This is a genomic window from Spiroplasma endosymbiont of Cantharis nigra (assembly GCF_964019925.1).
Classification (GTDB): domain Bacteria; phylum Bacillota_I; class Bacilli_A; order Mycoplasmatales; family Mycoplasmataceae; genus Spiroplasma_A.
In genome coordinates this window covers 729,399-742,394 of the sequence record NZ_OZ026470.1, presented here as the reverse complement: position 1 = coordinate 742,394, position 12,996 = coordinate 729,399, and the positions used below count along the sequence as shown (strand labels likewise).

Annotated in this window: 10 protein-coding genes; 9 read left to right on the top strand and 1 reads right to left on the bottom strand. The window is 25.1% G+C overall.

What is annotated here, in order from left to right:
* Position 1 precedes the first annotated feature (1 nt).
* The 4 genes from AACL04_RS03135 to AACL04_RS03120 all read left to right on the top strand — a co-directional run bounded on the left by AACL04_RS03135 (position 2) and on the right by AACL04_RS03120 (position 4,860).
* Entirely contained in the window at positions 2 to 1,681 is a 1,680-nt protein-coding gene (locus tag AACL04_RS03135; RefSeq protein ID WP_339029473.1) for a dicarboxylate/amino acid:cation symporter, read from the top strand.
* Positions 1,682 to 1,734: 53 nt separating this feature from the next.
* Positions 1,735 to 2,040 (top strand): single-stranded DNA-binding protein, encoded by a 306-nt coding sequence (locus AACL04_RS03130; protein ID WP_339029471.1) that lies wholly within the window; start codon positions 1,735 to 1,737, stop codon positions 2,038 to 2,040.
* On the top strand, positions 2,040 to 2,795 hold the full coding sequence (locus tag AACL04_RS03125) for a DNA-processing protein DprA (protein WP_339029469.1): 756 nt from the start codon (positions 2,040 to 2,042) through the stop codon (positions 2,793 to 2,795). The genes AACL04_RS03130 and AACL04_RS03125 overlap by 1 nt, the downstream gene beginning before the upstream one ends.
* Positions 2,796 to 2,982: 187 nt before the next feature.
* Positions 2,983 to 4,860: an ABC transporter ATP-binding protein gene (locus tag AACL04_RS03120; RefSeq protein WP_339029467.1), complete on the top strand. Its 1,878-nt coding sequence runs from the start codon at positions 2,983 to 2,985 to the stop codon at positions 4,858 to 4,860.
* Between the two features lie 61 nt (positions 4,861 to 4,921).
* Here AACL04_RS03120 and AACL04_RS03115 read toward each other — a convergent pair whose 3' ends face one another.
* The gene (locus tag AACL04_RS03115) at positions 4,922 to 5,377 is read right to left on the bottom strand and encodes a hypothetical protein (RefSeq protein ID WP_339029466.1); all 456 of its coding nucleotides are present in this window, start codon (positions 5,375 to 5,377) and stop codon (positions 4,922 to 4,924) included.
* Between the two features lie 149 nt (positions 5,378 to 5,526).
* Here AACL04_RS03115 and AACL04_RS03110 point away from each other — a divergent pair, with 149 nt between their 5' ends.
* The 5 genes from AACL04_RS03110 (at position 5,527) to AACL04_RS03090 (ending at position 12,469) form a co-directional block, all read left to right on the top strand.
* Complete coding sequence (locus tag AACL04_RS03110) at positions 5,527 to 7,137, top strand: ABC transporter ATP-binding protein/permease (RefSeq protein ID WP_339029464.1); 1,611 nt, start codon at positions 5,527 to 5,529, stop codon at positions 7,135 to 7,137.
* Positions 7,138 to 7,496: 359 nt separating this feature from the next.
* Positions 7,497 to 8,816: a methylenetetrahydrofolate--tRNA-(uracil(54)-C(5))-methyltransferase (FADH(2)-oxidizing) TrmFO gene (gene trmFO / locus AACL04_RS03105; RefSeq protein ID WP_339029462.1), complete on the top strand. Its 1,320-nt coding sequence runs from the start codon at positions 7,497 to 7,499 to the stop codon at positions 8,814 to 8,816.
* A gap of 16 nt (positions 8,817 to 8,832) precedes the next feature.
* Positions 8,833 to 10,428 carry a hypothetical protein gene (locus AACL04_RS03100; RefSeq protein ID WP_339029461.1) on the top strand — a complete coding sequence of 532 codons (1,596 nt, stop codon included), beginning with the start codon at positions 8,833 to 8,835 and terminating at the stop codon, positions 10,426 to 10,428.
* A 43-nt stretch (positions 10,429 to 10,471) separates the two neighbouring features.
* Positions 10,472 to 11,329, top strand: coding sequence for a lipoprotein (locus AACL04_RS03095; RefSeq protein ID WP_339029459.1), 858 nt, complete (start codon positions 10,472 to 10,474; stop codon positions 11,327 to 11,329).
* Between the two features lie 276 nt (positions 11,330 to 11,605).
* Positions 11,606 to 12,469: a lipoprotein gene (locus AACL04_RS03090; RefSeq protein ID WP_339029457.1), complete on the top strand. Its 864-nt coding sequence runs from the start codon at positions 11,606 to 11,608 to the stop codon at positions 12,467 to 12,469.
* Positions 12,470 to 12,996: the final 527 nt, after the last annotated feature.

Here is a 12,996-nt window from a genome sequence, read left to right as displayed (position 1 = left end):
TATGCAATTCTTAGCAGAAGAACAAGGTCATAATTTACTTAGAGATTTTGTAGCTATTAGTACATGACAATCACTTGTAGCTATAACTATATTTATTTCTTTACAAGTAGGTTTATGATTCTTTTTAAAGAAATATAAATTTGCATTTATGTACAGAGTTATACTCGGAATGTCAATTGGGTTAATATTTGGTATTGTTTTACAATCCATTGTTGGTTTTCCTAATTCAGATTCATTTGAAGAAATTTCCAAACCAGGAAATGAATTATATTGAATTTATGAGTTAAATATCTGAGCTTCATTCTTTAAAAATATATTTATAAATGGAGTTTACTTATTAACAGTGCCAATTGTATTTATTGCAATATTTAAAATAACATCTAAACCTGGTGAAACTGGTTTAGGAAGAATTACAGCAAAGGGGATTGCTCTATTATTATTTAATGTGGCTGTAATGTTTACAATAACTTTCTTTATAGGATTATTAGTAAAAGTAGGAAAAGGATTTGAATTAACACCTGATTCTTCTGTTACTGGTAAAGACAATGTACCTTTACCGCAAATAATTTGAGATTATATTCCCAATAATATCGTAGGAGCTTTATCTAAAAACACAATTATTCCTGTAATGGTAGTTGGTGCTTTAGCTGGTGGAAGTATAAAAATTCTATCAAAAAGAAAACATGTTGAAATGGAAGCAATTAGAAAAGCTATGGATACAGGATGAGATGTTATGATGTCAATTTTAATGACATTTATGAAAATAATGCCATTGGCTGTTATGTCTATGATTACTGTTTCAATTACTTCAAGACCAATAGGGGCATTAGTTTCAATTGGAAAAATTATAGGAGTAGGTTATCTAGGTGTTGCAATTGCCTTAGGTCTATTAACACTAGAAATTTTCTTAAGTGGAATCAAAGTTGGCGCTTGATGAAAAAATGCTTGAAAACCTTTAATACAAGGTTTCTCTACTCAATCTTCCAATGCATCCTTACCAATTGCAATGGAAACATTAACACAAGATATGAAAGTAAATGGAAGAGCTGCTAATACAATTCAACCAATTTCTACAACTATGGGATTGATTGCTTGTGCTGGAGTTCAATCAGGATTAGCTACAAGTATTCTATGAACAGGAACTGGTTCAGGAAGTGCTGTTCATGATATGGGATTATTTACATTCTTTATAATGGCTTTGTTTGTTACTGTCATTGCATCACTTGGAATAGCTGGTGTTCCTGGAACTGCAACAGTTGTTACTGTTGGGGTATTAGGAGGAATTGGATTTGGTGGTTATGCAGGAAGTGTTCTACAACTAATTGCACCATTAGATGGTTTATTTGATATGGGAAGAACAGGAGCAAATGTTGTTGGAGGTGTAGCTGTTGCAACAATTGTTGCAAAATCAGAGGGACTTATTGAAGAAGGATCAAATCTTTTAAGTGAAAAGGGAATTAAATCCCAACAAAGAATTCTTGAAAATAAAGGTTTAAAGGACGAACATACTAATAAAATTATTACTTTAAACTCTTCTACAATGAAACAACTAAAAAATAAGGACTTAACAAAAGAAGAAAAAGAAAAATTAAAACTTAAATTAAAAGATGATTTAAAACAAGAAAAAGAAGTATATAAAGAAAAAATTAGAGATTTTAAAAGTAAAAAAATAATTGATTAATCAATTATTTTTTTTAATTTTATGTCGATATTAATAGTAGGAGGAGTATTGATATGAATAATGTAACTATTATTGGCCAAATGGAAGGTGAACCTCAAGTTGTCTTTGATTCTAAAGATGGTCAAAAAAAATTATATAAATTTGTTTTAAAAGTACCAAGAAATTATAAAACTAAATCGGGAGAAACTATTGATGATTTTATAAATGTAAAAGTTTGATCCAATATTTTAGGAGAAGAATATGAATATTTTGATCAATCCTATATTGGTGTTGAAGGAAGAATTGTATCTTTCGGAAATGCAGAAAATAATAAATATGGAAATGAATTAGTTGCAAATAAAATTTTTCAATTAAATTAATGGAAAATGTATTATTATATTTTTCAATAAAATATAATGGTGATTGAGATCAAATCTATAATGCTTTGGATATAAAAGAAAAAATAACTCATAAAGATTTGGATGAAGTTTCAAATTCAATTGATTGTAATTTTATAACTATCTTAAGTCCGTTATATCCAAATTACTTAAAAAATACCCATAAACCACCATTTGTGATATTTTACAAAGGTGATATATCTCTTATCTCTAAACATAATAAAACAATTGCTTTGGTTGGGGGAGAAGAAATTAATGATTATGGCATTAAAAGTACACAAACGTTTATGAGAGACTTAAATGAAGAGGGTACTGTATTTTCAACAATTGAAAATATTGGTGTTAATAATGAGGTATTGGATACTGGATTTAAAAATGATTATAAATTAATTAAAATAATTGAAGAAAGCATGAAAGATTATCTTAGAAAAACAATTGATGTACCAGAAAGAAAAAATTTATTGGCAATTACAGAAGTATATGAATCTAATAGTAATATTATTAATATTATGGGAGACTATGCAAATAGAATGATTTGTGGTATCTCAAAAGCAATTCTTTTTATTCAATTTAAAGAAAAAGATATTATAAAAAAACTGTTCTCATTTTCAATAAACGAAGGTAAAGAGGTCTTTGCAATTCCTGATAGTATCTATTCTAGGAATTCTACAAATAAATTAATAAAAGACGGGGCAAAATTAGTAGAAAATGCAAAAGATATATTAAATCAAATCTAATAATGATATAATGAATTTGTGATAGAGATATCACACTTGTAAGGCTTAGGCCTAAAAAAACTAAGTATAAATTAACTAATCATTTTATTCCCGACACACAAATGATAAAAGTTATTTAATTCAAAGAGAGATTTATCTCTCTTTTTTTTGCCTTTTAATGTATAATTTTTAAGAAAAAGGTGAAGAAATGTCAAATAAAAATATTACTGAAGAATTAATTTCAGAAGAAAATACAAAAAAATCTAATAATAATGATTTTAAAAAGAAAAAAAGTGGAAAAGCATTTTTTGCAATTATTTTTCATTATTTAAAAAAACATCCTATAGTTGGTATTTTTTTAGTTATACTGACACTTGCTTCTTCAGTTGCAGGAGTTTTAAGTCCTAAAATTATTCAAAATATTATGATAATATTAGTTCCTCCACGTGAAGGTCAGGGAGAACCAATTACTACTACACCATTATTTGGTTTTAATTTAACTTGAGTAGATTGAATTTATGTGCAACTTGGATTATTTGCATCATTAGCAATATTTACTTTTGCTTCAAATTACTTAGCAGGAATAATGGGAAAAAATGTAGAAATTGAATTAAGAAATAAAACTCTAGAAAAATTAGTAAAACAAGATATGAGTTATTATTCTGATAAAAAAATTGGAGAGATTTTAACAAAAATTGTTTCAGATACACAAATTATTGGAGATCAAGCACAACAAATCCCAGTAACAATGTTAAATGCATCATTTACATTTTTTGGAGCATTAATTATGATGTTTACAATAGATACTTATTTAACAATAGTTGTAATAATAACAATGATTGTAATTGTAACATCAATTTTTTCAAGTTTTGGAATTGTAAAAAAGGCTGCTTTTAAAACAAGAGATTCTATAACATCAATTAATGGAGATGTAACAGATAGAATTGCTACAGTTAGACTTATTAAAGCTTCTGGAACTGAAAATTATGAAACTGAAAGATTTAAAGAAATTCATAAAGATTACTTTAAAAAATCAAGTAGCTTAATTAAGTTACAATCTACAATAGTAACTATTTTAGTGGCAGGAATAAGTTCAATTCAGATGATAATTGTTATTGCAGCTGCAATAAAATGACATGATGATCCAACAACAATTTCTGTTGTTTTAACATCATTTATATCATCTGTTGGAACAATGGTTGGACCAGTTATGCAAGTAGCGAGGTTACAAATAGGATTAATTCAAGCTTCAACTTCAGCTGTAAGAATTGATGAAATTATAACTTCAAAATCAAGAATTGATCCACATTATAATCCTGAAGAAGGAATTAAGATTGAAAATATCGATAAAGAAATTATTTTTAAAGATGTTGAATTTAGATACCCAGAAAAACCAGAAAAAGTTATTATTCCAAAATTTTCATTTACATTTGAGCATGGTAAATCATATGCTTTTGTTGGTGAAACTGGAGCTGGAAAATCAACAATTGCAAAACTCTTATTAAGATTCTATGATCCATTTAAAGGTCAAATTTTAATAAATGGAACTAATGATTTAAGAGATGTAAATTTATCAAGTTACTTAGACAAAGTTGGTTATGTTGAACAAGAACCTCAAATTTTATTTGGAGATGTTCTTGACAATATAAAATATGGACGTTTTGATGCAAGTGATGAAGAAGCAATAGAGGCAGCAAAATTAGCTGAATTACATGATTTAGTAATGACATGACCAGAAGGCTATAATACTATTCTTGGTGAGCGTGGATTTATGTTGTCTGGTGGACAAAAACAAAGATTAGTAATTGCAAGAATGTTCTTAAAAGATCCTCAATTATTAATTTTAGATGAAGCAACAAGTGCTTTAGATAATATAGTTGAAAAAGAAATTCAATCTAAATTAGATAGTCTAATGAAGGGGAGAACAACTGTTACAATTGCACATAGATTAAGTACAATAAAAAATGTTGATACAATTATAGTATTAGCTCCAGAAAAAGGAATTGCTCAAGTTGGAAGTTTTAGTGAATTAAAAAGTAAAACTGGACACTTTAAAAATCTATATGATGCAGGTCTAATGGGTTAAATTTGTTTAAAAGATATTAAAAAACCTCTTATTCTAATAAGAGGTTTTTTAATATCTATAATTATGATAAAGGACTAATTTTAGCTCAATTAATTATTGAATTTATACTCTTTTTGCTTTTTGATGTTAGTACTTTTTGTGTATTAGCGTCGTTCATATTTGCTTCATATTCTTCAATAGACTCTGTTGGTTGTTCTCCTTGTAAAAATCATAAAGCCTTAACCATATAAGCAAAAGCTCATGTCGCCTCAATCAAAGTTTCTTGATATTTTGTACTTTTAAGAGCTCAATTAATTGCTTCTTTTTCAGTTTGAAAATCGGGCATTTCATTTTGAATTTCAGCTTTAAGCTTTTCATATTTTTCTTTATGAATATTTGCTTGTGCTTCTGCTTCTTCATATGATTTTGGCTGTTCTGGCAATTCAATATCATTTGTACATGAAACAACATTAGCAGTTGCTAAAAATCCAGTACCACTCAATCCAAACGCTGATAATATCGATAGTATTTTTTTCATTATTTTTCTCCCTTTGTGTTTTTCAACATTATTATTTTATTAAAAAAAATCAGTATTTATAAAATATTTTTTAGTTTTTATTGCTAAATTAAAACTAAGATAAAGGTATTATACTTATTGAGTCTAAAATTTAAATGAGAGGAATAATTATGATAGAAAAAGAACAAATAAACAAAAAAGAATTGGGTATTGACGAAACAATCCCTTTAATTGAGATCACTAATATTACAAAAACTTATAAAAATAAAAATGCATTAGATGATGTTAGTTTAGTGATAAATCCAGGAGATAGAATTGGTATTATTGGTCCTAATGGTGGGGGAAAATCGACTTTGAGTGAAATACTTGGAGGTATTAGAAAACCAACTTTAGGTAAAATTAAAAGACAAGAAAATATGACAATTGGATTACAATTCCAAGAATCAAAATATCCAATTGGAATTACAGTTTTGGATATGATTAAGTATTATTTAGAAACTTTTAATATACCAATGACTCAGGGAAAATTAATTGAAATCCTAAGAAAATTTCAAATTGAAAATTTTAAAAATAAATTTTTAGAGGGTTTAAGTGGTGGTCAACAACAAAGAGTAAATATACTGCTAAGTTTAATTCACAATCCTGATTTAGTTATCTTTGATGAGATTTCAACAGGATTAGATATTGAAGTTAGAAGTGAAATCTTTGATGTTATTAAAGAAAATGTTGTAAGTAAAAATAAAGCTATGATTTTGGTAACACATATGATGAGTGAAATTGAAGAGCTTTGTGATAAATATATCTATATTCATAATGGAAAAATTAGAGAACAAGGACTTGTTAAAGATTTAGTAAAACAATATGGGTCAGTTCATAATTTTACTTGAAAAAAATTTAAAGAAGAAAAATCAGCTGATTTAAAAAAAGATATTGAAAAATCAGATAAGGAAAATAAAAATAAATTAGATAGAATTATTAATAGTGAAAAAAATAAAGGGAAAAACCTTCCTTTAATAAAACTTTTAATGAAATACTATGCGAAGGGTTTTGCAGTTCCATTCTTCTTATTTTTCTTCCCATTGATTCTTCTATTTCTTGAAGGGTTTGTTTTCAAAACAATGGAAATGCCTGGATCAAGTGGTCAACCTAAATATGCTTTATTACATAACTTAATAGGCTCATTAGCAATAATGCAAATAATTTCTGTGGGGGTTTTTATAATTCCACAAACAATTTTAGAATTTAAAAATAGTGTTCTTATGAAAAGAATTGGTGCAACAAATATAAAACCGATATTCTTTATACTAACTGTTGTAGCAATGGGAATTGTTTTCATGCTTATGGGATTCTTATGAACTTTACTTTGAGCTGGAATAATGTTTGGTGGCGAGTTTGGATGAGCAAATGTTGCTTTACCAGTACAATTTGGAGAATCAATTCCATTTTTATTGTTGACCTTAGTTCAAGCAGTCGCAATGGGAATGCTATTGGCAAGTATATTTAAATCAACAACAACTTATATTGCAGTTTCAAATATTATATATATGCCAATTGCTTTTTTAGGTGGTTCATTCTTACCAATTGATTTAATTATGAATAGTCCAGTTCTAAAATATGCAACTTATTTAAATATATTTAAATATTGCATGGAACCATTTACAAATGCTTGAGCAGGAAGATTTATATTTGATTTAGAGACTGGAATTTATTTAGCAGTTTCAATAGCCTTGGTAAGTGCCTTTACAGTGACAGCTTCATTTAAATTAAAATGAGAATCTTAAAATATTTTATGCACAATGTTATATTGTGCATTTTTTAATATTAGAGATTTCTATTTTATTTATCTAAGAAATAAAAAGATAACTTCTTTAAAGATACAAAAAATAAAAAATAGAGAAATAAGACGAAATTAAGATATTTAAATTAAATAGTTAATAATGTAAAAAAGAAAGTAATTGTACTTCTTTATGCAAATAAAGGATGAATCTTAAAAAGAGTCAAGATATTAATAATAGGTTTTTAACTGCTTATTTAGTAATAATTTATCAAGATAATTAATTTTGAAAATATATTTATAAAATTTAGATAAATTGATATTTACCTTTTATTTTTAAGTCACTTTTTTTGTTATAATTAAACAATGAAAAGAATAGTTAATATTATTGGAGCTGGTTTAGCAGGTTGTGAAGTAGCTTACCAATTGTCAAAAAGAAATATCAAAGTTAAATTATATGAAAAAAAGACCCTAAAAAGAAATCCAGTACAAAAATTGGATTATTTTGCTGAATTAGTATGTTCAAATACTTTGAGATCAAGTGATTTAAAAAATGCGGTAGGAACTTTAAAAGAAGAAATGAGAATGTTTGATTCATTAATAATTAAAGCTGCTGAATTTTCTCAAATACCAGCAGGAGGTAGTCTTGCAGTAGATCGTGAATTATTTTCAAAATATATTACTGATGAAATGAAAAATAATAAAAATATTGAAGTAATTGAAGAGGAATTTAAAAAAATAGATGAAACTCAAATAACTTTAATTGCCTCAGGTCCATTAACTAGTGAAACATTACAGTCAGAGATTTCGAAGTTAATTGGACAAGATTATTTTTATTTCTTTGATGCAGTTGCACCAATAATAACCAAAGATTCAATAAACATGGATATAGCATTTAGAAAGAATCGTTATGAAAAAGGAGAAACTCAAGATTATATTAATTGTCCTATGAACAGAGAGCAATATGAGTTATTTTATAAGGAGTTAGTATCTGCTGAATTAGCTCCCATACATTTAGAATCGGAACAAAATCTAAAATACTTTGAAGGTTGTATGCCATTAGAAGTAATGGCAAAAAGGGGATTTGACACTTTAACTTTTGGTCCTCTTAAACCAGCAGGTTTAAGAAATTTTGATGGAACAAATAATTTTGCTGTAGTTCAATTAAGACAAGATAATGCTGCAGATAATCTTTATAACTTTGTAGGATTTCAAACAAATCTGACATGACCAGAACAAAAAAGAGTTTTTAGATTAATTCCTGGTTTAGAAAAAGCCAACTTTATAAGATATGGTGTTATGCACCAAAACAACTTTATCAATTCTCCAACTGTTTTAAATGAATTCAATCAATTAAAATCAAATAATAATATATTCTTTGCAGGTCAAATTACAGGTGTAGAGGGTTATGTTGAATCAACTTCATCAGGTATCATAGCTGCTATAAATATTGCAAGATTATTAAATCAACAAGAGCTTATGAAATTTCCAATAAATACTGTAATGGGTGGATTACAAAATTATATTATTTCAACAAGTTCAAAAAATTTTCAACCTATGAAAGCAAATTGAAGTATTGTTGAAAATTTAGAAATTAAGTCTAAAATTAAAAAAGAAGAAAAAAAAGATATGTATTCAAATAGAGCTTTAAATTCAATGAAGCAATTTATTAAAACATTAGTATAAATAGCGAAAGGTTAATATGAGAGAAATTGATAAACAAAGTATTTTTTGGTATGGTTTACATAATTTGGTACACGAAAATGCACAACTTAAATACTATATTACAACTCAAAAGGAACTTATTTATAATTTATATCCAGTAGTTTATTTAGGAGTTATTCAATATTCTTTATATCGAGGAATTGTTTTAACAGAAATTCCTTTAGAAGAAAATAACTCTTATACAGAATATATTTTAGAAAGATATGAAGAAATCTATAAAATTAGATATAGATTTGTAAAGGACAAACCGAGAAAAGCAAACTTAAAAGATGAGGAAACTTATGAATTATGTTGAGATATAATCTCAAATCTATTATTACCTTATATTAATGAATATTGTTTTAGAACATATGAAATGTGAAAAAATTTATCTCAAGCTTATATCAGAGAATTAGTAATTAACTATGAGTATGACATTAATTATGAAGCTGATGATGGTAAAATAAAAGCTTCAACAATTTATCCATTTGTTTTCACTTTAAGTTTAATAGGTATTCAAGAAAAACAGGGTTTATATCAGAGAATTGAAAAATGTTATCAAAGAGATGTTCTATTAAGAAAATTTAATTCTGGAAGAGAATGAAGAGAAAAAGAGTTAGATTATTTAAATGAAACTTATGAATTGATTCAAAGTGATGAAGAGTGACTTTTCTTTTTAAGTAATTTTTCATCATCTAAATGAAATAGTTTTGATTTAAAAGAACGCTTTAAAGCTCTTTTCCAATTAACAAAATTAACAACTATTCTTATGAAAGAAGAAATTAGTGCAGTTACTATGCTTGATGATGGTGAGGAGTTATTTGATCAATTAAAAAACTATCTGCCTTTATTTATATCTGATGATAAGTATATTAATGATAATGGTGAAATAAAGAATGAATTAAAAAAATCAAATATTAAAATCTTATCACCTTTTGCAAATCAAAATATTAATATAGAAGTTTTAATTCCTTATATTGAATCAAAAAAGGAAAGATTTATTTCATATAATCAAGAAGCTCTTTTTAGAACTTCTGAAATAATATATACAGTACTTGCAAAATTAAGATTAATTTTATTAATTCACGAGTATTTACCAAATTTAATAGATTCAAGAATAAAACCAAAGAAAAAGCTTTTTGTTGATGTTTTAAATCTTTTTGAAGAAACTAAAGAAGATAAATTTAAAAGAAAATTAGATGTTGAAAATCTATTAGAATTTGACTTTTTAATTTCTGAAGATGATATCAATGAAGTTTTAGAATTAAAATATACAAAACTTGATGACTTTTATGATAAAAAATGCTTTTATAAAATTGGAAAAATAATGAGTTTATTGCTTGGAGTTGAAAATACAACAGCTTCAAAAATGAATTATGACTTATTTGAACTTTTTAAAAACATTCTTATTTTAATGGGCCCTCATCCTTTAGATCACACTGTTCAAACACAAGAACTAGTAAAAAAACTTTATTCAAAATTTGAAAGTATGTGTAAAGAATATGAAAAATTATTAATTAATGACTTTGAAAAATCTAAAATGTATATTTCAAATTTAGAACTTCCTTTAAAATTATTAAGATGAAAAAAATAGATTAGTTATAATATAATATTTTTGAAAAGGAAAAAGGAAAACAATGAGAAAATTATTAACAATTTTGGGAGCTGTAACTTTAGTTACATCTTCATCTTTTAGTGTCATAGCTTGTAATAATCCAGGACCAGATCCTGTGATTAAACAAGATTTAACAGATGAATTATTGAAAGAATTTGTCAATGAAATTGGTGAAATTAATTATGAAGGTCCATTTATATTTGAAGAAGGATATGAAATAAACAATAATATACTGGGAACAAGTTCAATTTTAGGACATTTAGCTTTAGAACAGTTTTATGATTTAATTAATGAGAAGTTTAATTATAAAGGCTATTCTTTTATTCATGGAACAGCGAAAACATTAAATCAAGAAATTAATGAAATAAAAAATAATGTTAAATATACGTTTGAGGTATTTTTTAGATATCGAAGTAATGGTAAATTTAATGAATTTGATAATGGAGGAATTAAGTTTAAATTCAATTTCATTCAAACAGAACAATATAATAGTAAGCAATATTTGGATGTATGATTTAATTCAGTAATTAATCAAGATTTCTATAAAAATAATAAAGGAATGAGTACATCTAAACTTGAAAATATAAATAATTTTCATCACTTGGATATTGAGTTAACTACTGAACAGTTAAATCAAATTAATGATAAAGAAAAGGAACTTGATGTGCTTACAAAGGAACTTGAAAATGCAATTAAGATTGATGAGAAAGTAAGAGAGAAATCAATATTAAATTTAATAAATATTAATGTAGCAGATTTTGAATTACTTGGTGAGTATAATGAGTATAAAAATAAATATAGTCTAGATTTATTAATCTCAATGAAGGATGATCAAAATGTATTTCTGAAAACTCAAATAGATACATTATTAAAAAAGTAATATAAAGTGAAAAAATTATTTAAGAGTAAAAAGACTATATTGTCATTAATTGTTGGTCTTCTTTAGTAATATCAATATAATTTATGGGACTTTTAAGTATAATAATAATTTTTCTAATTATATACTCTATGGTAAAAAATTTAATATAAAATAACAGAAAAATGTAACCTAAATTTACCAGTAGTTTTACTACTGGTTTTTTAAATTAAATAAAAAACAAATTTAAGTTATTAAATTTATATAATATAATATTTTTGAAAAGGAAAAAGGAAAACAATGAGAAAATTATTAACAATTTTAGGAGCTGTAACTTTAGTTGCATATTCATCTTCTAGTGTTATAGCATGTAATAACCCAGGACCAGATCCTGTGATTAAACAAGATTTAACAGATGAATTATTGAAAGAATTTGTCAATGAAATTGGTGAAATTAATTATGAAGGGCCATTTATATTTGAAGAAGGATATCAAATAAATGATGAAATAATTGGTACGGAATCAATTATAGGACATTTAGCTTTGGAACAGTTTTATGTTTTAATTAATGAGAATTTTAACTATAAAGGTTATTCTTTTATTCATGGTTCAACCACAATAATAAGTCAAGAAATGACTGAAATCAGTAATAATGTTAAATATAGCTTTGAAGCATTTTTTAGATTTAGAAGTAATAATGAATTTAATGAATTTAAAAATGGAGGAATTACATTTAAGTTTAATTTTACTCAAACAGAGCAGTATAATAATAAACAATATTTGGATGTATGATTTAATTCAATAATTAATCAAGAACTCTATAAAAATAATAAAGGTATGACAACTACTCGTTTTGAAAAAACAAATATATTTAATATTCTATCTATGAAAGTAACTACTAGCGAATTAAATGAGATTGTTGACCAACAATTAAAACTTGACAAGATTAAAAAAGAGATTGAAGATAATATTAAAAGGTATAAAAAAACACAAGAAAAGTCAATATTAAATTTAGTAGATATTAATGTTGTAGATGTTAATTTATTAGATGAATATAATGAAAGTCGTGATTTATATAGTTTAAATTTAAGAATTTCAATGAAAGACAATAAGGACATTTATTTAGAAAAAGAAATAAATACATTATTGAAAAAAGTAATATAAAGTGAAAAAAGTATTTAAGAGTAAAAAAACTATATTATCATTAATTGCCGCATCATTTTTAGTAATATCAATATAATTTATGGATGCTTTAAGTATAATAATAATTTTTCTAATTATGTCTTCTATGATAAAAAAATTAATATAAAATATTTTTTAAAAATGAAAACTATATTGATGCTAAAAATTATTTTTAGATTAGATAATTATATTAATAGAATTTTGTAAAAAAATATTAATTTATATATAAATGAAAAAAATATTAATTTTTAAAGTATTTAGTAAAAATAATTTAAATTTATAATAAGTATTAAGTTCCTTAATCAAAATTATGACTTCATTTAGGAGTAATACTTTACTAGAAAAACACTTATTTAGCATATAAAAACATAAAAAGGATTTATTTTTTTGGATAATATATATTATAAATATATAGAAAAATGTAACCCAAGTTTACCAGTAGTAAAACTACTGGTTTTTTAAATTAAAGGAAAAAATAAAAAACAAATTTAAATTATTTAAATTTATAT